This is a genomic window from Variovorax sp. BGA-UO-ETr-C22 (assembly GCF_059567965.1).
Window position 1 is genome coordinate 708,915 of record NZ_JCAQPA010000007.1, and the last position, 25,098, is coordinate 734,012.

Below are 25,098 nucleotides of genomic sequence, written 5' to 3' on the forward strand. Positions count from 1 at the left end.
TAAATATGGCATCCGCCAAGCCCAAGAAGAAGAACCCGCGCCTCGCGTCGGGCCGCAAGCGCGTCCGCCAGGACGTCAAGCTCAACGCTGCGAACACCTCGCTGCGCTCCAAATACCGTACCGCTGTCAAGAACGTCGAAAAGGCTGTTCTGGCTGGCGACAAGACCAAGGCAAGCGAACTGTTCGCGAAGGCCCAGAGCATCGTCGACACCGTCGCCGACAAGGGCATCTTCCACAAGAACAAGGCCGCCCGCGACAAGAGCCGCCTGTCGGCCAAGGTCAAGGCCCTCGCCCTGGCGCCTGAAAAGGCCGCCGCCTGACACCTGTCAGGCAAGCCCGGACCGGAATCCTCCGGTCCGCCGTTTGATCGGGGTGCGCTGCAGCAAGCAAAAGTGAAAAACCGCCTTCGGGCGGTTTTTTCATGGGCGCTCGAAAAGTACCCAGGCCAGAGCGACCCGCCTAGAAAAGAAAAAGGCCTGGAAGTCAGGCCTTTTTGGGAGGGGGCGGCGTGTCCGCCGGGTCGGGCACCAGGCAGGCCTCGGCCACCTGGAGGTTGTTGTCTTTGGCGAAGTTCACGCAGAAGTCCCAGGCCATGGGCTCGGCGTCGCGCAGGGCGCGGTTCACCACCACGCATTTCACGCCGTTGATGGTCGTGGGAATGCACCAGGGCGAATAGCTCAGGTGGCTGCCCGGGTAGGCGCCGCCGGGGCGGAAGGAGCACATGACGCCGGCGAGGCGTTCGGCCCAGTCGCTGGGGCGAAAAGTGCGGCCATCGTGGGTGATGCCCTGGATGAAGATTTCTTTGGCGTTGGGGGAAATCATCGTGAAGTGAGGCGACCGGAACAGGTGCTGCGGTGCAGCAAGCGATTGTATCCGGGGCCCTTTTTGCATCCTGAATGGGGGGCATTGCTGTGATGCGGAATCCTCAACGAAGCCGTCAAACCGCACGCCTAGAATTCGCGTTCCCTATCTGGAGAACCGAATGAGCGCCACCGCCCAGCAACCCACCTCGCCCCACGTCATGAACACCTACGGTCGCCTGCCGATCGCGCTGTCGCACGGCCAGGGCTGCCAAGTCTGGGACACCACGGGCAAGGCCTACCTCGACGGCCTGGGCGGCATTGCCGTGAACACGCTGGGCCACAACCACCCCGAGCTGGTGCCCGCGCTGCAGGACCAGCTGACCAAGCTGATCCACAGCTCCAACTACTACCACGTGACCGGCCAGGAACAGCTCGCCACCAAGCTCACCGAGCTGTCGGGCCTGACCAACGCCTTCTTCTGCTGCACCGGCCTGGAAGCCAACGAAGCCGCCCTGAAGCTGGCCCGCAAGTACGGCCACGACAAGGGCATCGAGCGCCCCGAGATCGTCGTCTACGAAGCCGCCTTCCACGGCCGCAGCATCGCCACGCTGTCGGCCACCGGCAACCCCAAGGTGCAGGCCGGCTTCGGCCCGCTGGTCGAAGGCTTCATCCGCGTGCCGCTGAACGACATCGAGGCGCTGAAGAAGGCCACCGAAGGCAACCCCAACGTGGTCGCCGTATTCTTCGAAACCATCCAGGGCGAAGGCGGCATCAACCCGATGCGCGTCGACTACCTCAAGCAGGTGCGCCAGCTGTGCGACGAGCGCGACTGGCTCATGATGATCGACGAAGTGCAGTGCGGCATGGGCCGCACCGGCAAGTGGTTCGCTCACCAGTGGGCGGGCATCAAGCCTGACGTGATGCCGCTGGCCAAGGGCCTGGGCTCGGGCGTGCCGATCGGCGCCGTCGTGGCCGGCCCCAAGGCCGCCAACATCTTCGGCCCGGGCAACCACGGCACCACCTTCGGCGGCAACCCGCTGGCCATGCGCGCCGGTGTGGAAACCATCCGCATCATGGAAGAGCACAAGCTGCTCGAGAACGCCGCCACCGTGGGCGCGCACCTGAAGGCCGCGCTGGAGCGCGAAATCGGCAGCCTGCCCGGCGTGAAAGAGATCCGCGGCCAGGGCCTGATGCTGGGCATCGAGCTCGACCGCCCCTGCGGCGTGATCCTGAACCGCGCCTGCGACGCCGGCCTGCTGCTGAGCGTGACGGCCGACAAGGTGATCCGTCTCGTGCCGCCGCTCATCCTGAGCATTGCCGAAGCCGACGAGATCGTTGCGATCCTCGCGCCGATCGTCAAAACCTTCCTCTCGGAGCCCGTTGCGCAATGACGACCGCCGCCGCACCGAACGCCCTGCGCCACTACCTGCAGTTCTCGGACCTCACGGCCGATGAGTACGTCTACCTCTTCGATCGCATGGCGATCATCAAGAAGAAGTTCAAGACCTACGAAAAGCACCAGCCGCTGGTCGACCGCACGCTGGCCATGATCTTCGAGAAGGCCAGCACGCGCACCCGCGTGAGCTTTGAGGCCGGCATGTACCAGCTCGGCGGCAGCGTGGTGCACCTGACCACGGGCGACAGCCAGCTGGGCCGCGCCGAGCCCATCGAGGACAGCGCCAAGGTCATCAGCCGCATGGTCGACCTGGTGATGATCCGCACCTACGAGCAGACCAAGATCGACGCCTTCGCCGCGCACTCGCGCGTGCCCGTCATCAACGGCCTGACCAACGAGTTCCACCCCTGCCAGATCCTGGCGGACATCTTCACCTACATCGAGCACCGCGGCTCGATCCAGGGCAAGACCGTGGCGTGGGTCGGCGACGGCAACAACATGGCCAACACCTGGCTGCAGGCCGCTGAAATTCTTGGCTTCACCGTGCACGTGAGCACGCCCAGCGGCTACGAGGTCGACCAGTCGATCGCGGGCATCCGCTCGGGCGACAGCTACAAGGTCTTCCAGGACCCGATGGAAGCCTGCCGCGGCGCCGACCTCGTCACCACCGACGTGTGGACCAGCATGGGCTACGAGGCCGAGAACGAGGCGCGCCGCAAGGCCTTCGCCGATTGGTGCGTCGATGAGGACATGATGCGCATCGCCCAGACCGACGCCCTCTTCATGCACTGCCTGCCCGCGCACCGCGGCGAGGAAGTGCAGGCCGAGGTCATCGACGGCCCGCAGTCGGTCGTGTGGGACGAGGCCGAGAACCGCCTGCACGCGCAAAAAGCGCTGATGGAGTTCCTGCTGCTCGGCAGGCTCTGACAGACACCCGACCGCTGACCGACCCAGGCGCCGCATGGAGCTGATGAACCGCTACCTGCCGCGCTACCAGTTCGCGGAGACGCACAGCCTCCACGTGCCCGCATCGCCCGCGCGCGTGCTCGACGTGGCGGCCCGCCCCGAGATCACCGACGACCCCGTGGCGCGCAGCCTGATCGCGCTGCGCGAACTGCCGAACCGCCTGGCCAGCCGGCTCGGCCTGGCCGCTCCCACGCTGCGCCAGCGCGAGGCCTTCGGTTTTGCCGACTTCACGCCGCTGGGGCGCGACGGCGAGCGCGAACTGGCCTTCGGCCTGGCCGGCCGCTTCTGGCGCTTCGACTACGGCCTGGTCCCGCTGGCCGACGGCCCGGCCTTCGCCGCGCTCGATGCCACGGGCCTGGCCAAGCTGGTGCTTCACTTCACGGCAGAGCCCGAAGGCACGGGCACGCGCCTCACCACGCGCACCCGGGTCTGGTGCGGCGATGCCGCCGCGCAGCGCCGCTTCACCGCCTACTGGCTGCTGATCCGCCCCGCGAGCGGGCTGATCCGCCGCCGCATGCTGCAGCGCGTGCGTGACGCCGCGCTGCTCCCCTCATGAATCCCTGCCAGACCTGCGGCGCCTGCTGCGCCAGCTACCGCGTCGACTTCAGCGTGCACGAGCTCGACGACCACGGCGGCCGCGTGCCCTCGGGCCTGGCGGTCGACGTGAACGACGCCCTGTGCCGCATGCGCGGCACCGACCACACGCCGGCGCGCTGCGCCGCGCTCACCGGCAAGATCGGCCAGTCGGTGGCCTGCGGCATCTACGAATGGCGCCCCAACCCCTGCCACGAGCTGCAGGCCGGCAGCGACGCCTGCCAGCGCGCGCGCCTGCGGCATGGGCTGCCGATGCTGTCCGACGAACTGCACTGACGACAGGCCGACTCAGGCCACGGGCACCGGCAACCCGCCCAGTTGCCCCTTGAACTCCTGCAGCGAGAAATGCGTCTGCACATGGCGCACGCCTGGCAGGCGGTGCAGCTTGCGCTGCAACAAGTCGGAATACGCATCGAGGTCCTTCGCGACCACCACGAGGATGAAATCCGCCGGCCCCGAGATGCCGTGGAACATCACCACCTCGGGAATCGCGCACACCGCGTCCTCGAAGGCGCGCGACGAGATCTCGGTCTGGTGGTCGATGCCGACCATCACGAAGGCCAGCACGCCGAAGCCCAGCGCGCGTCGGTTCAGGCCCGCGTGGTAGCCGCCGATCACGCCGTCGTCCTCCAGCTTCTTCACCCGGCGCCAGCACGGCGACTGCGACAGGTGCGCCATCTGCGCCAGCTCGCCCGAGGTCAGGCGGGCGTTGTCCTGCAGCGCGCGCAGCAGCTGGAGGTCGGTTCGATCGAGGTCGGCTTGCATGATTTGTTCTCCATTTCCTGTCGATTGAATAGATTATTCAATCTTTCGATGATTGATGGATAACTTCTCGACGCAAGGCAGCCACTGCGCATAGCATTCGGCACCCGCCGGCCCCTTGTGGACCGACTCCAACCGGCCCACACTGCCCTTTTTCTTCCTTCGCCCTGCCGCCCGCCATGACCGCCCCGCTCCGACTCTGGGACATCTCCGCCCCCGTGCACGCCGGCAGCCCGGTGTTCCCGGGCGACACGCCGTATTCGCAGCAGTGGTGCGCCACCATCGGCCCCGGCTGCCCGGTCAACGTGAGCGCGATCACGCTGTCGCCGCACGTGGGCACCCATGCCGACGCGCCGCTGCACTACGCCCCCGAGGGCCAGACCATCGGCCAGGTCGACCTCACGCCCTTCCTCGGCCCCTGCCGCGTGATCCACGCGATCGGCCGCGGCCCGCTGGTCACCTGGGAGCACATCGCGCACGCCGTGAACGACACGCTGCCCCCGCGCGTGCTCGTGCGCACCTACCCGGCCATGCCCGTCGACCGCTGGGACCCGCAGCTCGCGGCCTACGCGCCCGCCACCGTCGAGCGCCTGGCGGCCATGGGCGTGAAGCTCATCGGCATCGACACCGCCAGCATCGACCCGGCCGACAGCAAGACCCTCGACAGCCACCAGCGCATCCGCCACCTCGACCTGCGCGTGCTCGAGAACCTCGTGCTCGACGACGTGCCCGAGGGCGACTACGAACTCATCGCGCTGCCGCTCAAGCTGACGAGCGCCGATGCCTCCCCCGTGCGCGCCGTGCTGCGCGAACTTCCCCGCTGAAACCCTCCCTTCCATGACGACGACCCTCGCCGACTGCCGCGCCCTCGACGCGCAAGACCCACTGCGCGCCCTGCGCGACCAATTCACCCTGCCCGAGGGCGTGCTCTACCTCGACGGCAACTCGCTCGGCGTGCTGCCCAAGGCCGCGCCCGCGCGCATCGCCGAGGTGGTGGCCAAGGAATGGGGCGAAGGCCTCATCCGCTCGTGGAACACCGCGAGCTGGTTCGACCTGCCGCAGCGCCTGGGCGACAAGGTGGCCCGCCTGATCGGCGCCGCGCCGGGCGAAGTGGTGTGCACCGACAGCACCTCCGTCAATCTCTACAAGGTGCTGTTCGCCGCGCTCTCGCAGCAGAAGGCGAGCGGCCGCAAGCTGGTGTTGAGCGAGCGCAGCAACTTTCCCACCGACCTGTACATCGCCGAATCGCTGTGCCGTGAACGCGGCTTCACACTGAAGCTGATCGATGCAGCCGAGCTGCCTGCGGCGCTGACCGACGAAGTCGCCGTGCTCATGCTCACGCACGTCAACTACCGCACCGGTGCCATGCACGACATGAAGGCCGTCACCGCCGCCGCGCACGCCGCGGGCGCGCTCACCGTGTGGGACCTGGCGCACAGCGCGGGCGCCGTGCCCGTCGCGCTCAACGACAGCAACGCCGACTACGCGATCGGCTGCGGCTACAAGTACCTCAACGGCGGCCCCGGCGCGCCGGCCTTCGCCTGGGTGAACACGAAGCACGCGGGCCAGTTCGAGCAGCCGCTGTCCGGCTGGTGGGGCCACGCGGCGCCCTTCGAGTTCACGCCGCACTACCGCCCTGCCCCGGGCGTCGGCCGCTACCTGTGCGGCACGCAACCGGTCATCGCGCTGGCCGGCCTCGAATGCGGGCTCGACACCGTGCTCGCCGCCGAAGCCTTCAACGGCACCGGCGGTGCAATGGCTGCGCTGCGCGCCAAGTCGCTCGCGCTCACCGACCTGTTCATCCGCCTCGTCGAAGAACGCTGCGCCGGCCAGGGCCTGTCGCTCGTCACCCCGCGCGACCACGCACTGCGCGGCTCGCAGGTGTGCCTCAGCCGCGAGGAAGGCGCCTACGCCATCGTGCAGGCCCTGATCGCACGCGGCGTGATCGGCGACTACCGCGCCGGCGATTCGCAGATGCCCGACATCCTGCGCTTCGGCTTCACGCCGCTGTACCTCGGCTTCGAGGATGTGTGGCACTCGGTCGAACACCTCGTGCAGGTGCTTGAGACCGGCGAGTGGCGACGCGCCGAATTCAACCGCAAGAACGCAGTGACATGAGCACCGACAACGACAACAACAAGACCCCCGAGTCCATCGTCCACGAAGAGAAGGCGCAGCTGGACTTCAGCAAGTCCATGAGCTACGGCGACTACCTGCACCTCGACGAAATCCTGAACGCGCAGCATCCGCTGTCGCCCGCGCACGACGAGATGCTGTTCATCGTGCAGCACCAGACCAGCGAACTCTGGATGAAGCTCATGCTGCACGAGCTGCACGCCGCCGTGCGCTGCATCGCGCAGGAGCAGTTGCCCGACGCCTTCAAGATGCTCGCGCGCGTGAGCCGCATCATGGAACAGCTGGTGAGCGCGTGGACCGTGCTCTCGACCATGACGCCGCCCGAATACACGGCGATGCGCCCCTACCTCGCCAACTCCAGCGGCTTCCAGAGCGCGCAGTACCGCTGCATCGAGTTCCTGCTCGGCAACAAGAACGCCGCCATGCTCAAGCCCCACGCGCACCGCGCCGACCTGCTCGCGCAGGTGGACGCGGCCTACCGCGCGCCCTCGCTGTACGACGAGTCGCTGCGCCTGCTCGCACGCCACGGCCTGCCCGTGCCCGCCGACCGACTGGAGCGCGACTGGACCCAGCCCTACGAATCGAGCGACGGCGTCGAGGCCGCCTGGCTCACGGTCTATCGCAACCCGCACGACCACTGGGACCTGTACCAGCTCGGCGAAAAACTCACCGACCTCGAAGACGCCTTCCGCCTCTGGCGCTTCCGCCACGTGACCACCGTGGAGCGCGTGATCGGCTTCAAGCGCGGCACCGGCGGCACGGGCGGCGTGAGCTACCTGCGCAAGATGCTCGACGTGGTGTTGTTCCCCGAGATCTGGAAGCTGCGCACCGATCTGTAGTGCGTCATGCAGGGGCTTGCAGCAGCCCCGGGCGAACGAGGGTTGCTCCCTCGGCGCAAAGCGCTACATTTTGGAGAACACGGAGGCTGCCGCCATGAACAACAACACCTCGTTCTCTGCCGAAGAGCTCTCCACCCTGCGCGAACATGGCGTCGTACTGTTCGCCGATCGCGTGATCTTCGACGCGCAGCCGCCGATGCCGCAGCAGCAGATCGATGCGGTGCAGGCCCTGTGCGCCGGCCCGCTGCCCGAAGCGCTGGTCGCGCTGTGGCAGCACACGGCGGGCGGGCGCCTCGACTACGACCTGGCGTTGCCGATGAACGGCAACGTCGAGAGCGTCAGCTGGTCGGAGCTGTTCTGGGACGGCAGCGATGGCTACCGCGACCTGCAAGGCTGGATCGAGCACGAACAGGAACTCGCCGAGGAAGCGGCCGAAGACAGCGGCACGCCCTGGAGCGGCAAGCTCACGCACCTGCCCTTCGGCGGCTTCGAGTACTGCGACCGCGTCTACGCGGTGGTCGAGCCCGGCGCCACGCACGGCCAGGTCATCGCGTGGAAGCAGGGCCTGCCGCCGGCCTGGACGCACGCGCTGCACGAAGACGGCCTGAGCCCCGTCGCGGCCGACCTGTACGGCGCCTTCGCGGCGCTGCATCTCGACGAAGACCCGCTGGCGCCGACGGGCGACTACTTCTCGGGGCAGGCGCTGCTCGCCTACCTCGACGACCGCCACGAAGGCTACGGGCTGGACCTCGACCTGATGGACAAGCTGGTCACCTTCTATTGCCGCGCCATCGTCGACTGGCGCACCCCGCTTGCAGACGGCACGCTGCGCCATCACCCGGCGCTCGCACGCGCGGCACTGCGCCACGCGATTGCCACCGACGACGCTGCGCTGGTCGCCGAACTTGCCGCCGCAGGCCTGAACTTCGAAGGGCCGCATGAAGGCAGTGCACTCGCCACCGACGTGGCCGTGGGACACAGCGCCTTCGCCGCCGCGGCAGCGCTGGTGCGCGCAGGCGCGCCGGTGGCATCCGACGTGCTGCGCAACATCGACGGTCAGATCTCGCCCGAACTCACGAGCGCCCTGCTGGACAATGGCGCCGAGCCGACCGTGGCGGCCATCGTGAAGTGCGCGGCCTGCGGCGCGCCCGCCAGCGCGCACCTGATCGCCGACGCCTGCACGCAGATCGGCATCGACGTGCCGCCGGCCTTCGTGGCGGATCGCGATGCGATGCTGGTCGAGCTGGAAACCACGCTGGCGCAGATGCGCGATGGGACGCATGGGCATTACCTGGGGCAGGAAGGCTTGGCCGAGCGCATCGAGCATCTGCAAACGTTCCGGCTCTGATTTTTCAGGGCGACGCTCACGCCGACGGGGCACCTTGCTCCGCGAATGTCCCCCGGCCTGCGGCCTCCTCCTTGATTTCGCTGCGCAAGGCACCCCATCGACGTGAGCGTTGGGCAGTGCGGTCGTTGATCGGCCAGCACAACGACCGCGCCCATCGTGCCCAGGACACTGGGTGCTTCCCGCAGCGAAATCAAGGAGGAGGGGCGAAGCCCCGGGGGACATTCGCGGAGGGAAGTACCCGGTGGCCTGGGCACGCGCCCTGAATCAGCCGCCGTACAACCAGGGCTGATCGAGCAACCGGGAGCCCAGCAAGCGCATCGCCATGTCGCGCCCGAAGCGCACCGCACCGGTGGCATGAAAGATCTCGCCATTGCGACGCGCCCGCGCCTGCACCTGCGCATTGCGTTCCCAACGCGCCTCGGCATAGCGTGCAAACGCAGCTGGCACACCCAACGCCGAGGCATCGCCCAAGGCATCCGCCAACGCGACCGCATCCTCGATCGCCATGCCCGCCCCTTGCGCAAGGTACGGCACCATTGGATGCGCGGCATCGCCCACCAACGCGACACGCTCATGCGCCATGTCGCCAGGACCAGCCACGGGCGCGCGATCGCTCAACGTCCACGCGCGCCAGCTCGGCATCGCATCGAGCAGCGCCTGCAGACTCGCACAGCTGCGCCCCATCGCCTGCTTCAGCGCGACAAGGCTGCTGGCCTGATCCCAATCGCGCGCATCGCCCGCAGGTGCAGATTCGGCAATCACGACAACGTTGAGCGCATCCCCCGCGCGCACCGGGTACGCGACCGCATGCAAACGCGGCCCGAGCCACACATCGACGCGCGAGCGACGCAGCGCCGCAGGCAGGTCGGCCTGCCGCACCAACGCACGCCAGGCCGTGTGTCCCGTCACGCGCGGCGGCGCTTCGGCGGATGCGGATTCAAGCTGCGCCCGCACCAGGCTCCACAGGCCGTCGGCGCCTACGAGCGCCTCGCCCTCCCACGCACGCGCGTCGGTGCTCGAGACGCAGACCAAGTCGTCGCTGGTCTCGACCTGGCGGATGCGCGCGGCCGTGACCAGCGAGCCCGTGCCCTGCGCGCGCACGGCATCGAGCAGCAGCGTGTGCAGGTCGGCGCGGTGCACGCAGCAGTACGGCGCGCCGTAGCGCTGCTGCATGGCATCGCCCAGCGACATGCGGGCCAGTTCGGCGCCGCTGCCGGCACTGTGGACCACCAGCGCCTCAGGGCGCGCCGCAATGGCTGCGAGGCCGCGGCCGAGGTCGAGTTGTTGAAGGCGGCGGGTGGCGTTGGGGCCGAGCTGCACGCCGGCGCCGATTTCGCCGAAGTCGGCGGCCTGTTCGAAGACGTCGGCGCGGTGGTGGGCGCGGGACAGCGCCAGCGCCGTGGCCAGCCCCCCGATCCCGCCCCCGGCGACGAGGATGTGCGCGGGCATCGGACTCAGCGTCCGGTGCTGGGCGTGGTGGAAGTCAGCGCGGGGCTGCTGTGGCTGTCGGCCGGGTCGGCGCCAGCGGGTTTCTTGGGGGCACAGCTGCCGCAGCTGTCGCACGAGCCGCAGCCCGAGGTCTTGGCCAGCGAGGCGGCGAGTTGATCGGCGCGGGCCTGATCGATGAGGCCCGCGCGCTGCGTGCCGGCCGCGAACTTGCGCGCGGCGCCACGGCGCCAGCCGGCAGGCATCCAGCGCCAGACCGCGTAGAGCGCGGCGGCCGCGACGATCAATCCGACGATCAGTTGCTGTGTCATGTCTTCTTCAACCCTTTCCCTGTGGTTTTACCCCGCGCCGAAAGCGAGTGCAATGCGATAGGTCAAGAAGCATGCCACGTATGCCAGGGCGAACAAGTAGCCCGCCATGATCCACACGTATTTCCAGGAGCCGGTTTCACGCTTCACGGCCGCCAGCGTCGAGATGCACTGCGGTGCGAACACGTACCAGACCAGCAGCGACAGCGCGGTCGCCAGCGACCAGCTGCCGGCGATGAGCGGCTCCAGCGCGCTGGCCACGTCGTCGCCGGTGGCCGAGAGCGCATACACCGTGCCCAGCGCGCCCACCGCGACTTCGCGTGCAGCCATGCCCGGCACCAGCGCGATCGATATCTGCCAGTTGAAGCCGATGGGCGCGAAGATGTGCTCCAGCCCGCGGCCGATCATGCCGGCCAGGCTGTATTGAATGGCGGGGCCGGCCGCGCCTTCGGGCGGCGACGGGAAGGTCGACAGGAACCACAGCAGGATCGTGAGCGTGAGGATGATCGTGCCCACGCGCTGGATGAAGATCCAGGCCCGCTCATACAAACCCAGCAGCAGGTTGCGCGGGTTCGGCCAGCGGTAAGCCGGCAGTTCCATCAAGAGCGGCGAGTGCCGTGTGCTGTCGCGAAAGCGCTTCATCACCCAGGCCACGGCCATCGCCGAGACGATGCCGAACACATACAGCGCGAACAGCACCACGCCCTGCAGGTTGAAGATGCCGCCCACCTCGCGCGCCGGAATGAAGGCCGCGATCAGCAGCGCATACACCGGCAGCCGCGCCGAGCAGGTCATGAGCGGCGCGATCATGATGGTCGTGATGCGGTCGCGCCAGTTGCTGATGGTGCGCGTGGCCATCACGCCCGGAATGGCGCAGGCAAAGCTCGACAGCAGCGGAATGAACGAGCGGCCCGACAGGCCCACGGTGCCCATCAGGCGGTCGAGCAGGAAGGCCGCGCGCGGCAGGTAGCCGGAGTCTTCGAGCGCGAGGATGAACAGGAACAGGATCAGGATCTGCGGCAGGAACACGATCACGCCGCCCACGCCCGCGATCACGCCGTCGACCAGCAGGCTCTGCAGCATGCCTTCGGGCATGTGCGTCTTGATGAGGTTGCCCAGCCCTTCGGTGCCGGCCTTGATGGCGTCCATCGGCACGTTGGCCCAGCTGAACACGGCCTGGAACATCAGGAACATGGTGACGGCCAGCACCAGCATGCCCCACACCGGGTGCATCACGACGCGGTCGATGCGGTCGCTGGTGTCCAGGCTGCCCACGGGCTCCTTCACGGCCAGGCCGAGGATGCGGCGCACCTCGCGCTGCGTGGCGAGCACGTCGTCCAGCCCGGGCGCCTTCCAGGGCTGGGGCGCCGCGGCGGCGACCGGTGCGTCGAGCGCCTCGAGCAGGTTCTTCGCGCCGCCGGTGTGGACACCCACGGTCTCGATCACCGGCACACCGAGTTCGCGCGAGAGCACGGCGGTGTCGACCGCAATGCCCTGCTTCTTGGCCATGTCGGTCATGTTGAGCGCCACCACCATCGGCAGGCCGAGCTGGCGCGCTTCGAGCACCAGCCGCAGGTTCAGGCGCAGGTTGGTGGCGTCGGTCACGCACACGAGCAGGTCGGGCAGAGCTTCCTGCGCCTGGCCGGTGACGATGTCGCGCGTGACGGCTTCGTCGGCGCTCAGCGCGTTCAGGCTGTAGGCGCCCGGCAGGTCGAGCACGAACACGCGGCGGCCGGTGGGCGTGCGCAGCGTGCCTTCCTTGCGCTCGACGGTCACGCCGGCGTAGTTGGCCACCTTCTGGCGGCTGCCGGTCAGCAGGTTGAAGAGCGCGGTCTTGCCGCAGTTGGGGTTGCCCAGCAGCGCGATGCGCGCGGGCTGCGCGGTGGCGCCGAGACGGCCCGGCCCCTGGATGACGGCTTCAACCATGGTTCGCGGCCCCCGGCGTGACGTGGATCAGCGCAGCCTCGTGGCGGCGCAGCGCGAAGGTGGTGTGGCCCAGGCGCACGGCCAGCGGCTCGCGGCCCGGGGTGCCGGTGGCGACGATGCGCACGGCCTCGCCCGGCACGAAGCCGATTTCGGTCAGGCGCAGCACCAGCTCGCGGTCGTCCGCGCTGTCGGGGCGAGCCACGTCGAGCACGGTGGCCCACTGATGGGACGGAAGCTGGTCGAGGCTCAGCGCGGTGGTGGTCGGCGCTGCGCCGAGGTCGTTGTTTCGCACGGTGGAGGTGCGCCCCCCGGAAACCCCGGGGCACGCCAGTAAGCAAAAGCCAGATGCTAGCAATTCTCACTCGCGAAAACCTGACCAACCCCAAAAAGTCCCGGGTCAGCCGGAAATGAGCGGGTCCCCCGGGGCCGGACTCAGTTCAATCCGAGCATCCCGCGCAGCTTGGACAGGTCTTCGGCCAGCGTGTTCACCCGGCCGGCCAGCATCTTGCGGTCGCGCTCGGTGAGCTTCGAATAGGTTTCGAAGCCCCCGTCGGCCGTGCGGTACTTGGCCAGCGTGTCGAACACCACCTTGAAGTTGGCGTCGGCCTTCTCGGCGAACGGCTTGTCCTGCTTCACGACCAGTGGGCGCAGCAGCTCGACGATCTTGTAGGCGCCCTCGAAGTTCGACTGGAAGTCCCACAGGTCGGTGTGGCTGTAGCGGTTTTCCTCGCCGGAGATCTTGGTGGCGGCCACCTCTTCCATCAGCACGGCGGCGCCGCCCACGACCTTCTCGGGCGGGAAGGTCAGCGCGCCCAGGCGCTTTTGCAGCTCGAGCACATCGGCCAGCAGCTTGTCGGCCACGGGGTTCAGGTCCTTGGTGCTCTTGAGCGTCCACAGGCTGTACTCGATGCGGTGGAAGCCGATGAAGGCCGGGTCTTTCTCGGCCTTCTCGTGGTCGTCCGCGCGCGAGTCGATCGACTGGTCGAGGTCGGTGAACAGCTCGGCCACGGGCTCCACGCGTTCGTAGCTGGTGCGCGTGGGCGCATAGAGCTTCTTGGCCTTCTCGATGTCGCCGGCCTTCACGGCGGCGGTGAACACGCGCACGTCGGCGGCCAGCTTGCGCACGTTCTGCGTCACGTAGATCTTGTAGTCCGAGATCGGACCGACCAGCTCGAGCGGCGACACGGCGGCCTGCGCGCCGACGGCGTAGAGCCCGGCAAAGCCTGCGACGAAAACGGCGAGAAAGCGGCGGCGGAACTGCACGGTCATGGATCTCCTTGGGTGCGATGCGTTGGTGATGAAAAGGGTGAGCTCAGGCCGCCAGCAGGCTGCGCCCGAGCCAGTCGTCGGCGCCCTGCACGCCGGGCAGCGTGAAGAAGAAACCGCCGCCGATGGGCTTGATGTATTCCTCGAGCGGCTCGCCGTCGAGGCGGGTCTGCACGGCGACAAAGCCCTTCTCGAGGTCGGCCTGGTAGCAGATGAACAGCAGGCCCATCTCGAGCTGGCCCGACTTGGTGACGCCGTTCGAATAGTTGAAAGGCCGGCGCAGCATCAGGTTGGCGTCCGAGGCCTTGGTCCGCGGGTTCGCCAGGCGGATGTGCGCGTCCATCGGCGTCGCCTTGCCTTCGGGGTCCTTGGTGTAGTCGGGCACGTCGTGCTCGGTCTTGCCGCCGTCCAGTGGCGCGCCGCTGGGCTTGAGGCGCCCCATGATGGCCTCCTGCTCCTGCAGCGGCGTGCGGTCCCAGCGCTCGACGAAGTTGCGGATGATGCGCACCGCCTGGTAGCTGCCGCCCACGGCCCAGGCGGGCTCGTCGCCGCTCGGCTGCACCCAGACGTGCTTGTTCATGAGCGTGTCGTCGGCCGAATCGGGGTTGGCCGAGCCGTCGCGAAAGCCGAGGAAGTTGCGTGCGCTCTCTGCCGGCTGGCCCGCCACCGCCGGGATCGGCGGCACGGAGCCTTCCTGCTTCCAGTGCAGCACCAGCAGGTCGGGCGTGTTCTTGATGATGTCGCGCAGCGCGTGGATGTTGGTGTCGGGCGTGTTGGCGCAGAACTGGATCGACAGGTCGCCGTGGCACAGCGCCGCATCGAGCGCGTCGTTCGGATGGCGCTGCATCGGCTTCAGGCGCAGCGGCTTTTTCTTGTCGAGGCCGAAGCGCTCGTCGAACAGCGAGGCGCCGACCGACACCGTCACGGTGAGCCCGTCGGGCTGCACCACCGGGCCGAGGATGCCGGAGCCCGCGGGCGGCAGCTTGGGGTCGGGGTCGGTCTGCGGGCCGCCCTGCGTGAGGAAGGCGATGCGCTCGGTGAGCGTGCGCATCAGCCGCTCCAGGTCGGCGCGGTTCTCGGCCAGCACGTAGAACGAGGCGATCATGCCGGCCGTCGGACGCGGCGTGACGACGCCTGCCTGGTGCTTGCCGCGGAAGGGCACGCGGTCTTGCGTGTGGGTACTCTGCGGCGCGTCGGTGACCTGCGCGCCGGTGTCGGGCGGGCCCGGAATGGCCGCGCCGGCGCGCGCGCTGGCGGCGAGCCCGGCAAAGGCCACGCCCGCGGCGCCGAGCATGCGGCGGCGGTGCGGCGAGGCAGGAGCGGTGTCGTTCTTCTTCGTCGGTTCCATGGGGTCGTCGTTCTCTCTCAACTCATTCCAGACCGAGCGCGGCGTTCACCTTGCCCAGTTCCTCGGCCAGCGCACGCACCGGCACGGCCAGTGCCTGGCGCTGCGCGTCGTCCAGCGGCGCGGGCTGGAAGCCTTCGCCGGCACGGTACGGCGCCAGTGCGGCGTCGAAGGCGGCAAAGCGCTCGTCCACGGCCTTCTGCTGCGCGGGCGCGGCCTTCACGAGCAGCGGCTGCAGCAGGTCGGCGATCTTCTTGGTGCCTTCGTAGCTGCCCTGCAGGTTCACCAGCTCGGCATGGCCGTAGTGGTCTTCGCCGCCGGCCGGCAGGTTGTCGGCCACGCGGCGCAGCAGCTTCGAGGCGGCGCTGGCGAGCCGCTCGGGCGGCACGCTCAGTGCACGCAGCCGCGTCTGCAGCGTCTCGATGTCGGCCAGCAGCTTCTCGAGGACCGCGGCCAGTGCTTTGGGATCGCCCTGGCCGTACAGCGCGTACTCGATGCGGTGGAAGCCGCTGAAGCCCGGGTCGGCCTCGCGCTTCTCGAAGTAGTCGGCGCGGGCGTTGATGCGCGCGTCGAGGTCGGCGAACAGCTCGGCCATCGGCTCGATGCGCTTGTAGGCCTGGTGGGCCGGCGCGTAGAGCGCGCGCGCCTGCGCCAGGTCGCCGGCCTTGACGGCATCGGCCAGTGCGCGCACCGCGTCGTCGAGCGTGGCGGCCTCCAGCCGCAGGAACACCTGGTACTCGGCCAGCGCGCCCACGTAGTTGACGAGCGAGGGCCGCGCCTCCTCGGCCAGCGAGGCCGCCGACGGCGTGACGTGCAGCTTGCCGCGCGGATTGCTCAGCAGGCCGCAGGTGATGGCGAAGTCGCCCGGCGAGAGCTTGACCGTCATGGTCTGCGAGAAGCCGGGCGCGATGTTCTCGCGCTCTTCCACCACCATCACGCCGTCGAGAATTTCCCACTCGAGCGCGCGGTTCGACTGGTTCACGATGGTGAAGGTCGTGCGGCCTGCGGGCACGGTGATCTCGTTCGGGTCGCAGGCGTTGCCGCGGATCGTGACGGTGACGGCGTGGTCGACCGCCTTGGGCGGCGCCTTGCGCGCCTGGTTCGAGGCGTACCAGAAGGCCGCGAGGCCGGCGACGACCAGCAGCGCCGAGGCGCCCACGGCGACGCGCATGAGCGTCGATGACGAAGAAGGAGAGGAAGAGGACATGGAGGAAAGAAATCAGCCGGCGGTGGCCGTGCGCGGTGCCGGCGCGGCGGCCGGGCGCAGGAAGAAGAACAAGGCCACGGCCAGGAAGGCCAGGTAGACGATCACCTCGCCCGCCACGGGCGCGGCCTGGTAGCCCAGCAGGCCCGACAGCACGGCGCCCACGGGGCTGTCCATCGGCAGGGTTTCGCTCATGTCGAACACCACGGTCTGCAGCTGGTTCCACACGCCGGCCTCGTGCAGCTTGCGCAGCACGCCCGCCAGCAGCCCGGCCGCGACCAGCAGGATGAACAGGCCCGTGAAGCGGAAGAAGCGGCGCAGGTCGAGCCGCACGCCGCCCGAATAGATGCCCCAGCCGACCACCACCGACACGGCGATGCCCGCGAGCGCGCCCACGGGCGCTTCCCAGCCGGTGCTCTGCTGGAACACGGCCAGCAGGAAGAAGACCGACTCCAGCCCCTCGCGCGCGACCGCCAGGAACACCATGCCGATGAGCGCCCAACCCTGCCCGTCGGCATGCTGTGCCAGCGCCTTGTCGATGGATGCATGCAACTCGCCCTTGATGGAACGGGCCGCCTTGCGCATCCAGAACACCATCGTGGTCAGCATGACCACGGCGATGAGCCCGACCACGCCTTCGAACAGCTCCTGCTGCTTCTGCGGAAACTCCGCCGCCAGCAGTTGCAGGCCGGCGCCGGCAAAGAGCGACAGCGCGGTGGCCAGCAGCACGCCGACCCACACCGCGGGCATCAGCACGCCGCGACCACTTTGTTTCAGGTAACTGGCAACGATGCCGACGATGAGCGCGGCCTCGATGCCTTCGCGCAGCATGATGAGAAAGGGAATGAGCATCTCGGAACAGAAGAACGTTCTTTGAAAATGCCCCGATGTGGTGCATTTTTCAAAGAACGGCCCGAGGATACCCCATCAAATAAGATTTATTCTCAATTAGGGGTATTCGGCCCCGCCCCGCTCACAGGGGCAGGTCGACGATGCGCGCGCTGACGGTGTCGCCGTCGACGATCAGTTCGGCCACGGCGATAGGCAGCTTGAATCGGCGCGGGCCGGCGCTGCCCGGGTTGACGTAGAGCACGCCGCCGCGCTCCTCGACCTTGGGTTGGTGCGAATGGCCGGAGATCACGACACGCACGCCCGCACCGGCGGGGTCGATGTCGATCTGAGAAAGGTCGTGGATCGCGTAGACATGCACGTCGCCGACCTTCAGGAATGCCGTCTCTGGAACAGCTCCGGCCCACGCCTCGCGGTCGTTATTGCCGCGCACCACCGTCAGCGGCGCGATCGCGGCGAGTGCGTCGAGGATGCCGGCGTCGCCGATGTCCCCGCCGTGCACGATGAAGTCGCTGCCCTGCAAGGCCGCCACGGCCTGCGGGCGCAGCAGGCCGTGGGTGTCGGAGATGAGCCCGACGCGGATCAAGCCCGACCCGTCAGGCCGCCAGCAGCTGCCGCAGCACGAACGGCAGGATGCCGCCGTGCTTGTAGTAGTCGACCTCGATCGGCGTGTCGATGCGCAGGCGCACCGTCACCTCCTGGTGCGTGCCGTCGGCGCGGTGCACGACCAGCTTCACGTCCATCTGCGGCTTGAGTTCGCCGCCGATCACGACGTCGATCTTTTCCTCGCCCGTGAGGCCCAGCGTCTGCCACGAATCGGCGCCGCGGAACTGCAGCGGCAGCACGCCCATGCCGACCAGGTTGGCGCGGTGGATGCGCTCGAAGCTGCGCGCCACCACGGCCTTGATGCCCAGGAGCTGCGTGCCCTTGGCGGCCCAGTCGCGCGACGAGCCGGTGCCGTACTCCTCGCCGCCGAACACGATGGTGGGCGTGCCCGCTGCCATGTACTTCATGGCGGCGTCGTAGATGAACATCTTTTCGCCGCCCGGCTGGAACAGCGTGACGCCGCCCTCTTCCTGCGTGCCGTTGGCGTCCGGCGGAATCATCAGGTTCTTGATGCGCACGTTTGCGAAGGTGCCGCGCACCATCACGTCATGGTTGCCGCGGCGCGAGCCGTAGCTGTTGAAGTCGGCCTTGGGCACGCCGTGCGCCTTGAGCCAGATGCCCGCGGGCGAGCTTTCCTTGATGGAGCCGGCCGGCGAAATGTGGTCGGTGGTGATCGAGTCGCCGAACAGCGCCATGACGCGCGCGCCCTGGATGCCGGCGTCCGACGCATGCGGCTGCATCTGGAAGCCTTCGAAGAAGGGCGGCTCGGCGATGTAGGTCGAGGTAGGCCAGTCGTACACCTGGCCGGTCGTGCCCTTGATGCTCGTCCAGAACTTGCCCGGATCGCTCTTGACCTTCTCGTAGTTCGCGCGGAACGACTTGGCGTTCATCGCGAAGCGCAGGTTGTCATCGATCTCCTTCGGCGTGGGCCAGATGTCGCCCAGGTACACGTCCTTGCCGCCCTTGCCCTTGCCCACGGGCTGGGTCATGAGGTCGGTCATCACGTTGCCCGCGATGGCAAAAGCCACCACCAGCGGCGGCGAGGCCAGGAAATTGGCCTTCAGGTTCGGATGGATGCGCGCCTCGAAGTTGCGGTTGCCCGAGAGCACGGCCGCGCCGATGAGGTCGTTCTTCGTGATGGCTTCGTTGATCTCGGGCGTGAGGTCGCCGGCGTTGCCGATGCAGGTGGTGCAGCCGTAGCCCGCGAGGTAGAAGCCCAGCTTTTCGAGGTACGGCAGCAGGCCCGCCTTCTCGAGGTATTCGGTGACGATGCGCGAGCCCGGGGCCAGCGAGGTCTTGATGTGCGGCTGCACCTTCAGGCCCGCTTCCACCGCCTTCTTGGCCAGGATGCCGGCCGCCAGCATCACGCTCGGGTTGGAGGTGTTGGTGCACGAGGTGATGGCCGCAATGAGCACGTCGCCGTTGCCGATGGTGACGTCGCCCTTGGGCGCCGACGGCGCCGTGGCGCTGGTGTGGGCCGCGGCCTTGGTCGAGCGGTTGGCCACCATCTCGATGACCGGGCGCGGCGAGCCGGGCGGCGGCGGGGGCACTTCGGTGTCGCCGCTCTGGCCTTCGCGCGTCAGCGCGTAGCGCTGCTTGAGCTTGTCGGCCGGCTGGTTGAAGCCGTTGGCGTCGTTGGGCTTGCTGTACAGCTCGGCGAACTTGGTCGACAGGTCGCCCAGGTTGATGCGGTCCTGCGGGCGCTTGGGGCCGGCCAGGCTGGGCGAGACGGTGCCCAGGTCGAGCTTGACGACCTTGGTGTAGTCGATGTCGCCCGGCGCGGGCATGCCGAACAGGCCCTGCGCCTTGTAGTAGGCGGCGAAGCGCTCCACTTCTTCCTTGGTGCGGCCGGTGCCTTCGAAGTAGGCCACGGTCATCTCGTCGACCGGGAAGAAGCCCATGGTGGCGCCGTACTCGGGCGCCATGTTGCCGATGGTGGCGCGGTCGGGCACGGCGATGGACGCGGCACCGGGGCCGAAGAACTCGACGAACTTGCCCACCACCTTTTCGGCGCGCAGGATCGAGGTGACGTACAGCACCAGGTCGGTGGCCGTGACGCCTTCGCGCAGCTTGCCGGTGAGCTCGAAGCCCACCACGTCGGGCGTGAGCATGTAGACCGGCTGGCCCAGCATGGCGGCCTCGGCCTCGATACCGCCCACGCCCCAGCCGACCACGCCGATGCCGTTGATCATGGTGGTGTGGCTGTCGGTGCCCACCAGCGAGTCGGGGTAGTACACCGGCGTGTCGCTCTTGTCGGCCGGGCTCTTGTAGACGCCGCGCGCAAAGTACTCGAGGTTGACCTGGTGCACGATGCCGAAGCCCGGCGGCACGACGCCGAAGGTGTCGAAGGCCTGCATGCCCCACTTCATGAACTGGTAGCGCTCGTTGTTGCGCTGGAACTCCAGCTTCATGTTCAGGTCGAGCGCCTTGGGCGTGCCGTAGTAGTCGACCATCACCGAGTGGTCGACCACCAGGTCGACGGGCACCAGCGGCTCGATGGTCTTGGGCGACTTGTTCAGCTTGGCGGCCACGCTGCGCATGGCGGCCAGGTCGGCCAGGAGCGGCACGCCGGTGAAGTCCTGCAGCACCACGCGGGTGACGACAAAGGGAATTTCGTCGGTGCGCTCGGCGTTGGGCGCCCAGTGGGCCAGCTCTTCGACGTGCTTGGCCGACACCTTCTGGCCGTCGCAGTTGCGCAGCACCGACTCGAGCACGATGCGGATCGACACCGGCAGGCGCTCCACCGAGGGGTACTGCTTGGCCAGTTCCTTCAGCGACCAGTACTTGCCGGACTTGCCCGACGCGGTCTTGAAGGTCTTGAGGGTGGACGCAAACGCGTGCGCCGGGGCTTTGGCCATGAGAAGACTCCTGTGTGTTCGTGGAAGCCTCTCAAGGATAGCGAGGTTCAATGTCAGTGGCTGTAGTCGGTCTTCCTTGTCGGGCTCTTCCGGAACTATCGTTCTCATAGCGAAAACGCCCGCCGCACGGGGTGCGGCGGGCGTGGAGCGGACGGTCGTCAGGCGTTCAGGCCATCGCCATCTGGGCACTGACCCGGGTGCGGCGCAGCCCGGTCCACTGCAGCTCGGCCAGCACGACCACGCACAGCGCCTGCGCCAGCACCCAGGCCGTGCCCAGCGCGGTGACCGCGAACACGCCGCTCACCAGCAGCGCCACGCAGGCCACGGCCCAGGCGAAGTTGCCGACGACCACGAGGCCGATCAGCGTGCGCGGCGGCGTGGCGCGGCTGGCCATGAAGGCGGCGGCGGCCGCATAGGCCAGCAGGAACACGCCGGTGCCCATGAGCAGCCAGGCGGGCAGGCCGGTCAGGGAGGCGAGGGCATCGGTGAACGCCACCTGCAGCGCGCCGGTCGCGGCGCACGAAGCGGCGTCGGCCCACATCACGTTCGACAGGAAGCGGGGGGAAGCGAAAACAGACATGTGGATCTCCTGGGTGGGTACGCTGCAGGCCAGTCCTGCTGCGTTGGGGTCGATGATTCCGCCGGGCGTGGATCGCGTCGATGACCTGGGAGGTCATGGCGCCGCGCCGCCGCCGCGCCAGAATGCGGCTCCATGAACACCCCCCGCACCCATTCGTCCAAGGCCGCCGCCGCCGGCCTTCCCGGCGCACGCGATCCGTTCGGCGCCCACCTGCGGCACTGGCGCACCCACCGCCGCCTGAGCCAGCTCGACCTGGCGCAGGAGGCCGAGGTTTCGACCCGCCACCTGAGCTACGTGGAAACCGGCCGCGCCGCGCCCAGCCGCGAAATGGTGCTGCGCCTGGCCGAGCGGCTCGATGTGCCGCTGCGCGAGCGCAACGCGCTGCTGGTGGCCGCCGGCTTCGCGCCCATGTACCGCCAGCGCTCGCTCGACGACCCGGCCATGGCCTCGGCGCGCCGCGCCATCGACCTCGTGCTGAAGGGCCACGAGCCCTTCCCCGCGCTGGCCGTGGACCGCCACTGGAACCTGGTGGCGCACAACGCGCTGGTGCCGCTGCTCATGGAAGGCTGCTCGGCCGAATTGCTGAAGCCGCCGATCAACGTGCTTCGCCTGAGCCTGCACCCCGAGGGCGTGGCGCCGCGCATCGCGAACCTCGCGCAGTGGCGCACGCACCTGCTGGAGCGGCTGCAGCAGCAGATCGCCGCCACCGGCGACACCGTGCTGCAGGCGCTGCACGACGAGCTGGAGGGCTACCCGCCGCCGGCCGTGAGCCACGACGCGCCGCTGCTCGACACCGCGCTGTCGGCCGTGGCCGTGCCGTTCCAGGTGGTCATGCCGAGCGGCGTGCTGAGCTTCATCAGCACCATCACGATCTTCGGCACGCCGGTGGACGTCACGCTGCAGGAACTCGCGGTGGAGTCGTTCTTTCCGGCGGACGAGCAGACGGCGGCAGCGCTGACGGCACTGGCGGCGCAGCAGGCACGCTGAGGCCGGCGCTGCCGTCCGCGTTGCGCGCCGGCCCTTCGAAGTCGTCGACCTGAATGACCTTGTCGGCCGCCTGCAGGTAGGCCAGCGCCAGCGCGGGGTCGCTGGCCGATTGCGCGGCCTCGTCGAGCGAGCGCGTGCGGCGCAGCACCTTGTTGAGCGCGGCCGTCTCGTCGCCCAGCCGCGCGCCGAGCGCCATCGCCTGCATCAGGTCGCGCAAGCCGCCCGGGCCGGGCTCCGACAGATCGGGCACGAGCCGCGCGACCACGTCCGGGCGCGCGCGCAGCAGCTCGGCCAGCGCCATCAGCTGCACGTCGCGCAGCGGCGCCAGGTGCGCGGTGCGGCGCAGCACCAGTGCACCCAGCAGGCGTCGCCCCGGCGTCGGCAGGTTGGCGTAGAGGTCGCGCAGGATCTTGCCGGCCTCGTCCAGCTGCAACCGGATCGCGGCCTGCGCAAAGGGCAGCAGTTCGGGCGCCGCATCGACGCGGTAGCGCCACACGCAGGCGCTCGCCAGGTACAGGTGGGCCAGCACGTCGCCCAGCCGCGCCGACAGCAGCTCCATGCGCTTGAGCTTGCCGCCGAGCAGCCCCATGGCCAGGTCGGCGGTGAGCGCGTACTTGGCGCTCATGCGCGCGATGAGCCGCGCTTCGGCCGCCAGCGCCTCGGGCGGATCGCCGCGCACCGGCGCGCCGAACAGGCTGTGCCACAGGTTGCGCGCCACATGCCTGCCGTGCGCGATGAGCGCCTGGCCCAGCGCCGTTTCGTCTTTCGCCTGCACCGCCGCCATTTCGTCGAGCACGTGCGGGTGGCAGCGCACCGCGCCCTGTCCGAACACGATGAGCGCGCGCGTGAGGATGTTCGCGCCCTCCACCGTGATCGCGATCGGCGCCTGCCGGTAGGCCACGCCGAGCAGGTTCGACGGGCCCGAGATGATTCCCTTGCCGCCGAGGATGTCCATGCCGTGGTTGACCGCGCGCCGCCCGGCCTCGGTGAGCTGCACCTTGAGGATCGCGCTGGCCACGCTGGGCCGCTCACCGGCGTCGAGCGCGGCTGCTGTGAAGCGCCGCGCGGCATCGGTCGCATACAGCTGCGCCGACATCTGTGCGACCAGCCCCGCCACCGCATGGAACTTGCCCACCGGCAGGCCGAACTGCTCGCGGATCTGGCCGTAGGCGTTGCTCACGTACAGCGCGGTCTGCTGCATCGCCGAGCCCAGCGCGGGCAGCGAGATGGCGCGGCCCGCGGCCAGGCATTCCATCAGCATGCGCCAGCCCTGCCCCACCTGCGCCTCGCCGCCGATGACCCAGTCCATCGGCACGAACACCTGCCTGCCGTGGATCGGGCCGTTCATGAAGGCGCTGTCCATCGGGCGGTGGCGCCGGCCGATCGCCATGCCCTCGTGCGGCACGGGAATCAGCGCGCAGGTGATGCCCAGCTCACGCTGGCCTTCCGGCCGGCTTTCGTCGATGGCATGAAACGCCAGGCCGACCACGGTGGCGACCGGCGCGAGCGTGATGTAGCGCTTGTCGAAATCGACCAGGAAGCCGCGCGTGCGCCGGCCCTGGAACTCGCGCTCGACGAGCACGCCGCGGTCAGGAATGGCGGCGGCGTCGGAGCCCGCATAGGGCGAGGTCAGGCCGAAGCACGGCAGCTCGCGGCCGTCGGCCAGGCGCGGCAGGTAGTGGTCTTTCTGCGCGTCGGTGCCGTAGCGCAGCAGCAGCTCGGCGGGCCCGAGCGAGTTGGGCACCATCACCGTGACAGCCGTGGCGACGTTGACGCTCGCGATGCGCGCCACCACCGTGGCATGCGCGTAGTGGCCGAAGCCCAGGCCGCCGAAGGCCTCGGGAATGATCATTCCGAAGAAGCGCTTCTCGCGCAGGAAGCGCCACACCTCGGGCGGCAGGTCGTGCGCCTGGTCGATGGCGTGGTCGTCGAGCATGCGGCACAGCGCGGGCACCTCGTTCGCCAGGAAGGCTTCTTCGCGCGCGCTGAGCTGGTTGGGGCCGGCGGCCGTCAGCGCATCGAAATCGGGGCGCCCGGCGAAGAGCTGGCCTTCGAACCCGACCGTGCCGGCCTCGAGCGCGGCACGCTCGGTGTCGCCCAGCGGCGGCAGGGCCTTGGAGAAAGGCTGCATCGCCCATCGGCCGATCAGGGTCGCCAGTGGCATGGGGTCTCCTTGCGCCGCACCGGAGCGCGCGGCATGCGTCCATTCTTGGACGGCACCGGCCCGCACCGGGCCGGTCAAGGGCGTTCACGCGTGTCGGAGACGGGCTCGCGCGTCCCGCGGGATCAGCGGCGCTTGGGCGCCTGCCCGGCCGGCGCGGCAGCCGGCGCGGGTGCATTCGGATCGCGCCAGCCGTACTCGACGTAGCGACGGATCACGAGGCAGCCCGGCGGCGAGTCGATCAGCGAGACCGACGAGGTCGGCTCCTTGTCGTCGGTGTAGACCGTGTAGATCGGCAGCAGCGGCGTGCGCTTGTAGTTCTTCAGTTCCTGCTCGGCCACGCTGGCGCAGGTGAAGGGCGCGACCGAGATGCGCTCGGCCGCCACGGTGCAGGCGCCGCTGTCGTCGGGGATGGCGGTGATCGACGCGGCCACGCCCGCGTTCGGGTACTGGATGCCGACCAGCGAGAACACCGGGCCGGCGTCGGGGCGCTTGCGGTCCCAGTCGAGCAGCACGTCGTGCGCGCGGCTGCCCTGCACGGTGAGCGTGGCCAGCCGCGTGATGGCGGGCAGGCAGCGCTGCACGCCCACGCTGGCGGCGGCGCGCGTGAGCGTGTCCTGCGGCGCCGCGGGCGGGGCCAGCACGCCCTGCGCGAGCGCGCTGCCGGCCATCGCGAGCATGCAGGCTGCAACGGTGGATCGGGCAAGGACGGTCATCG

Annotated in this window: 25 protein-coding genes; 10 read left to right on the forward strand and 15 right to left on the reverse strand. The window is 68.9% G+C overall.

From position 1 onward, the window contains the following. Positions 1-5: 5 nt before the first annotated feature. Entirely contained in the window at positions 6-320 is a 315-nt protein-coding gene (rpsT, locus tag AC57B8_RS07325; RefSeq protein ID WP_056571937.1) for a 30S ribosomal protein S20, read from the forward strand. A gap of 163 nt (positions 321-483) precedes the next feature. Here the strand turns inward: rpsT and AC57B8_RS07330 are convergent, their stop codons facing one another. Beyond that, the gene (locus AC57B8_RS07330) at positions 484-822 is read right to left on the reverse strand and encodes a DUF3579 domain-containing protein (RefSeq protein ID WP_119558463.1); all 339 of its coding nucleotides are present in this window, start codon (positions 820-822) and stop codon (positions 484-486) included. A gap of 160 nt (positions 823-982) precedes the next feature. Here AC57B8_RS07330 and AC57B8_RS07335 point away from each other — a divergent pair, with 160 nt between their 5' ends. Genes AC57B8_RS07335 through AC57B8_RS07350 form a run of 4 tightly spaced genes read left to right on the forward strand, consistent with a single transcriptional unit; the run spans position 983 to position 4,035 of the window. Further along, the gene (locus AC57B8_RS07335) at positions 983-2,194 is read left to right on the forward strand and encodes an aspartate aminotransferase family protein (protein WP_496479098.1); all 1,212 of its coding nucleotides are present in this window, start codon (positions 983-985) and stop codon (positions 2,192-2,194) included. Beyond that, positions 2,191-3,126: an ornithine carbamoyltransferase gene (gene argF / locus AC57B8_RS07340; protein ID WP_139706507.1), complete on the forward strand. Its 936-nt coding sequence runs from the start codon at positions 2,191-2,193 to the stop codon at positions 3,124-3,126. The genes AC57B8_RS07335 and argF overlap by 4 nt, the downstream gene beginning before the upstream one ends. A 34-nt stretch (positions 3,127-3,160) precedes the next feature. Beyond that, complete coding sequence (locus AC57B8_RS07345; RefSeq protein WP_307637422.1) at positions 3,161-3,721, forward strand: hypothetical protein; 561 nt, start codon at positions 3,161-3,163, stop codon at positions 3,719-3,721. Further along, positions 3,718-4,035, forward strand: a complete 318-nt coding sequence (locus AC57B8_RS07350; protein ID WP_062477195.1) for a YkgJ family cysteine cluster protein — start codon at positions 3,718-3,720, stop codon at positions 4,033-4,035. Before AC57B8_RS07345 ends, AC57B8_RS07350 begins: the two co-directional genes overlap by 4 nt. Positions 4,036-4,047: 12 nt before the next feature. Here the strand turns inward: AC57B8_RS07350 and AC57B8_RS07355 are convergent, their stop codons facing one another. Then, positions 4,048-4,524: an Lrp/AsnC family transcriptional regulator gene (locus AC57B8_RS07355; protein WP_062477192.1), complete on the reverse strand. Its 477-nt coding sequence runs from the start codon at positions 4,522-4,524 to the stop codon at positions 4,048-4,050. 176 nt (positions 4,525-4,700) lie between these two features. Between AC57B8_RS07355 and kynB the strand changes: the two genes are divergently transcribed. From kynB to AC57B8_RS07375, 4 genes are all read left to right on the forward strand, one after another. Beyond that, positions 4,701-5,345: an arylformamidase gene (gene kynB / locus AC57B8_RS07360; RefSeq protein WP_159273237.1), complete on the forward strand. Its 645-nt coding sequence runs from the start codon at positions 4,701-4,703 to the stop codon at positions 5,343-5,345. A 13-nt stretch (positions 5,346-5,358) separates the two neighbouring features. Beyond that, positions 5,359-6,639: a kynureninase gene (kynU, locus tag AC57B8_RS07365; RefSeq protein WP_496479099.1), complete on the forward strand. Its 1,281-nt coding sequence runs from the start codon at positions 5,359-5,361 to the stop codon at positions 6,637-6,639. Further along, entirely contained in the window at positions 6,636-7,496 is an 861-nt protein-coding gene (kynA, locus tag AC57B8_RS07370) for a tryptophan 2,3-dioxygenase (RefSeq protein WP_369646120.1), read from the forward strand. The genes kynU and kynA overlap by 4 nt, the downstream gene beginning before the upstream one ends. A gap of 94 nt (positions 7,497-7,590) precedes the next feature. After that, positions 7,591-8,844 carry an SMI1/KNR4 family protein gene (locus AC57B8_RS07375; protein ID WP_496479100.1) on the forward strand — a complete coding sequence of 418 codons (1,254 nt, stop codon included), beginning with the start codon at positions 7,591-7,593 and terminating at the stop codon, positions 8,842-8,844. A gap of 264 nt (positions 8,845-9,108) precedes the next feature. Here the strand turns inward: AC57B8_RS07375 and AC57B8_RS07380 are convergent, their stop codons facing one another. The 11 genes from AC57B8_RS07380 to AC57B8_RS07430 all read right to left on the reverse strand — a co-directional run bounded on the left by AC57B8_RS07380 (position 9,109) and on the right by AC57B8_RS07430 (position 21,232). Continuing rightward, on the reverse strand, positions 9,109-10,293 hold the full coding sequence (locus AC57B8_RS07380) for an FAD-dependent monooxygenase (RefSeq protein ID WP_487848960.1): 1,185 nt from the start codon (positions 10,291-10,293) through the stop codon (positions 9,109-9,111). 5 nt (positions 10,294-10,298) lie between these two features. Further along, positions 10,299-10,601, reverse strand: a complete 303-nt coding sequence (locus tag AC57B8_RS07385; RefSeq protein WP_062477175.1) for a DUF6587 family protein — start codon at positions 10,599-10,601, stop codon at positions 10,299-10,301. Between the two features lie 27 nt (positions 10,602-10,628). After that, on the reverse strand, positions 10,629-12,524 hold the full coding sequence (gene feoB / locus AC57B8_RS07390) for a ferrous iron transport protein B (RefSeq protein WP_496479101.1): 1,896 nt from the start codon (positions 12,522-12,524) through the stop codon (positions 10,629-10,631). Beyond that, positions 12,517-12,816 carry a FeoA family protein gene (locus AC57B8_RS07395; protein ID WP_070062301.1) on the reverse strand — a complete coding sequence of 100 codons (300 nt, stop codon included), beginning with the start codon at positions 12,814-12,816 and terminating at the stop codon, positions 12,517-12,519. Before AC57B8_RS07395 ends, feoB begins: the two co-directional genes overlap by 8 nt. A 140-nt stretch (positions 12,817-12,956) precedes the next feature. Further along, complete coding sequence (gene efeO / locus AC57B8_RS07400) at positions 12,957-13,793, reverse strand: iron uptake system protein EfeO (RefSeq protein WP_493193419.1); 837 nt, start codon at positions 13,791-13,793, stop codon at positions 12,957-12,959. A 43-nt stretch (positions 13,794-13,836) separates the two neighbouring features. Further along, positions 13,837-15,138 carry an iron uptake transporter deferrochelatase/peroxidase subunit gene (efeB, locus tag AC57B8_RS07405; RefSeq protein ID WP_492732743.1) on the reverse strand — a complete coding sequence of 434 codons (1,302 nt, stop codon included), beginning with the start codon at positions 15,136-15,138 and terminating at the stop codon, positions 13,837-13,839. 22 nt (positions 15,139-15,160) lie between these two features. Continuing rightward, a complete protein-coding gene (gene efeO / locus AC57B8_RS07410; protein WP_496479102.1) occupies positions 15,161-16,342 on the reverse strand; it encodes an iron uptake system protein EfeO in 1,182 nt (393 codons plus the stop codon). 12 nt (positions 16,343-16,354) lie between these two features. Further along, positions 16,355-17,191, reverse strand: coding sequence for an iron uptake transporter permease EfeU (gene efeU, locus AC57B8_RS07415; protein WP_496479103.1), 837 nt, complete (start codon positions 17,189-17,191; stop codon positions 16,355-16,357). A 121-nt stretch (positions 17,192-17,312) separates the two neighbouring features. After that, positions 17,313-17,774, reverse strand: a complete 462-nt coding sequence (locus tag AC57B8_RS07420; RefSeq protein WP_496479104.1) for a metallophosphoesterase family protein — start codon at positions 17,772-17,774, stop codon at positions 17,313-17,315. A 10-nt stretch (positions 17,775-17,784) separates the two neighbouring features. After that, complete coding sequence (locus AC57B8_RS07425) at positions 17,785-20,652, reverse strand: aconitate hydratase (RefSeq protein ID WP_095746438.1); 2,868 nt, start codon at positions 20,650-20,652, stop codon at positions 17,785-17,787. A 166-nt stretch (positions 20,653-20,818) separates the two neighbouring features. Next, positions 20,819-21,232 (reverse strand): hypothetical protein, encoded by a 414-nt coding sequence (locus tag AC57B8_RS07430; RefSeq protein ID WP_307586725.1) that lies wholly within the window; start codon positions 21,230-21,232, stop codon positions 20,819-20,821. A 132-nt stretch (positions 21,233-21,364) separates the two neighbouring features. Between AC57B8_RS07430 and AC57B8_RS07435 the strand changes: the two genes are divergently transcribed. After that, on the forward strand, positions 21,365-22,219 hold the full coding sequence (locus tag AC57B8_RS07435) for a helix-turn-helix domain-containing protein (protein ID WP_062477152.1): 855 nt from the start codon (positions 21,365-21,367) through the stop codon (positions 22,217-22,219). On the opposite strand, the gene AC57B8_RS07440 is transcribed toward AC57B8_RS07435, so the two are convergent. Continuing rightward, on the reverse strand, positions 22,125-24,383 hold the full coding sequence (locus tag AC57B8_RS07440) for an acyl-CoA dehydrogenase (protein WP_496479105.1): 2,259 nt from the start codon (positions 24,381-24,383) through the stop codon (positions 22,125-22,127). The two genes, AC57B8_RS07435 and AC57B8_RS07440, sit on opposite strands and share 95 nt — an antisense overlap. A gap of 122 nt (positions 24,384-24,505) precedes the next feature. After that, complete coding sequence (locus tag AC57B8_RS07445; protein ID WP_496479106.1) at positions 24,506-25,096, reverse strand: hypothetical protein; 591 nt, start codon at positions 25,094-25,096, stop codon at positions 24,506-24,508. Between the last annotated feature and the right edge of the window lie 2 nt (positions 25,097-25,098).

Bases quoted from the DNA above. Each gene is read 5' to 3' on its own strand.
- AC57B8_RS07355 (WP_062477192.1), bottom strand. From the start codon at position 4,524: ATGCAAGCCGACCTCGATCGAACCGACCTCCAGCTGCTGCGCGCGCTG.
- kynU (WP_496479099.1), top strand. From the start codon at position 5,359: ATGACGACGACCCTCGCCGACTGCCGCGCCCTCGACGCGCAAGACCCA.
- argF (WP_139706507.1), top strand. From the start codon at position 2,191: ATGACGACCGCCGCCGCACCGAACGCCCTGCGCCACTACCTGCAGTTC.
- AC57B8_RS07385 (WP_062477175.1), bottom strand. From the start codon at position 10,601: ATGACACAGCAACTGATCGTCGGATTGATCGTCGCGGCCGCCGCGCTC.
- efeO (WP_496479102.1), bottom strand. From the start codon at position 16,342: ATGTCCTCTTCCTCTCCTTCTTCGTCATCGACGCTCATGCGCGTCGCC.
- efeU (WP_496479103.1), bottom strand. From the start codon at position 17,191: ATGCTCATTCCCTTTCTCATCATGCTGCGCGAAGGCATCGAGGCCGCG.
- kynA (WP_369646120.1), top strand. From the start codon at position 6,636: ATGAGCACCGACAACGACAACAACAAGACCCCCGAGTCCATCGTCCAC.
- AC57B8_RS07435 (WP_062477152.1), top strand. From the start codon at position 21,365: ATGAACACCCCCCGCACCCATTCGTCCAAGGCCGCCGCCGCCGGCCTT.
- AC57B8_RS07380 (WP_487848960.1), bottom strand. From the start codon at position 10,293: ATGCCCGCGCACATCCTCGTCGCCGGGGGCGGGATCGGGGGGCTGGCC.
- rpsT (WP_056571937.1), top strand. From the start codon at position 6: ATGGCATCCGCCAAGCCCAAGAAGAAGAACCCGCGCCTCGCGTCGGGC.
- kynB (WP_159273237.1), top strand. From the start codon at position 4,701: ATGACCGCCCCGCTCCGACTCTGGGACATCTCCGCCCCCGTGCACGCC.
- AC57B8_RS07350 (WP_062477195.1), top strand. From the start codon at position 3,718: ATGAATCCCTGCCAGACCTGCGGCGCCTGCTGCGCCAGCTACCGCGTC.
- AC57B8_RS07330 (WP_119558463.1), bottom strand. From the start codon at position 822: ATGATTTCCCCCAACGCCAAAGAAATCTTCATCCAGGGCATCACCCAC.
- feoB (WP_496479101.1), bottom strand. From the start codon at position 12,524: ATGGTTGAAGCCGTCATCCAGGGGCCGGGCCGTCTCGGCGCCACCGCG.
- AC57B8_RS07445 (WP_496479106.1), bottom strand. From the start codon at position 25,096: ATGACCGTCCTTGCCCGATCCACCGTTGCAGCCTGCATGCTCGCGATG.
- efeO (WP_493193419.1), bottom strand. From the start codon at position 13,793: ATGACCGTGCAGTTCCGCCGCCGCTTTCTCGCCGTTTTCGTCGCAGGC.
- efeB (WP_492732743.1), bottom strand. From the start codon at position 15,138: ATGGAACCGACGAAGAAGAACGACACCGCTCCTGCCTCGCCGCACCGC.
- AC57B8_RS07430 (WP_307586725.1), bottom strand. From the start codon at position 21,232: ATGTCTGTTTTCGCTTCCCCCCGCTTCCTGTCGAACGTGATGTGGGCC.
- AC57B8_RS07345 (WP_307637422.1), top strand. From the start codon at position 3,161: ATGGAGCTGATGAACCGCTACCTGCCGCGCTACCAGTTCGCGGAGACG.
- AC57B8_RS07335 (WP_496479098.1), top strand. From the start codon at position 983: ATGAGCGCCACCGCCCAGCAACCCACCTCGCCCCACGTCATGAACACC.
- AC57B8_RS07425 (WP_095746438.1), bottom strand. From the start codon at position 20,652: ATGGCCAAAGCCCCGGCGCACGCGTTTGCGTCCACCCTCAAGACCTTC.
- AC57B8_RS07375 (WP_496479100.1), top strand. From the start codon at position 7,591: ATGAACAACAACACCTCGTTCTCTGCCGAAGAGCTCTCCACCCTGCGC.
- AC57B8_RS07440 (WP_496479105.1), bottom strand. From the start codon at position 24,383: ATGCCACTGGCGACCCTGATCGGCCGATGGGCGATGCAGCCTTTCTCC.